This window comes from Alcanivorax sp. HI0044 (genome assembly GCF_001634945.1).
In genome coordinates this window covers 1-657 of the sequence record NZ_LWEZ01001528.1, presented here as the reverse complement: position 1 = coordinate 657, position 657 = coordinate 1, and the positions used below count along the sequence as shown (strand labels likewise).

1 protein-coding gene is annotated in these 657 nt (G+C 59.2%); it reads right to left on the bottom strand.

Annotated elements, in window-relative coordinates:
• The coding region (locus tag A3730_RS23005) for an acyl-CoA dehydrogenase family protein (RefSeq protein ID WP_197477586.1) at positions 1-657 on the bottom strand (657 nt) is incomplete at both ends.

The following is a 657-nucleotide window of genomic DNA, read 5'->3' as shown; positions in this document are numbered from 1 at the left end:
CCGGCAATTATTGAACGCCAACGCGGCGGTATCCGACACCCGCAGGCCCATCTTGTCTTCCACACGCACCAGCTGCACGCCAGGATTATCACGGGGCACGATAAAAGACTTGATCGCCGCCTTGCCCAGGGTTTTGTCCAGCGTGGCCCAAACGACAATGGCATCGCAGCGCTGACCGGCGGTGCAGTAGATTTTCTCGCCGTTAAGCACCCATTCATCCCCATCGGCCACCGCAGTGGTCGCAACCGCAGCGGAATCGGAGCCCGCGCCCGGCTCGGTAATCGCCATGGCGCAGTACAGTTTGCCGTATTTTTCCTTCTGCTCCGGGGTGCCCACCGCCATGATCGCAGCATTGCCAAGCCCGCTGGCGCCAGGGATCGACAGCATCAGCCCCACATCTCCCCAGCACATGGCTTCTACGCCCATGATGCCCATCATGTTGCTGCCATTTTTGATGCCGTCGCTCCCCCCGTCTTTCTTGCCTCCAGCACGGGGCATGGCCGCCATCATCTGCGCAACCGGCTTGAGCTCTTCAGGCGTATCACAGTGTTCAATAGCGTCGTACTTGCGCGCGATGGGACGAAAAACGCCGCTGGCCAATTGCTGCGCCATTTTCTGGGTTTGTGTGAGCTTTTCCGGCAATTCCAGATTAATCAT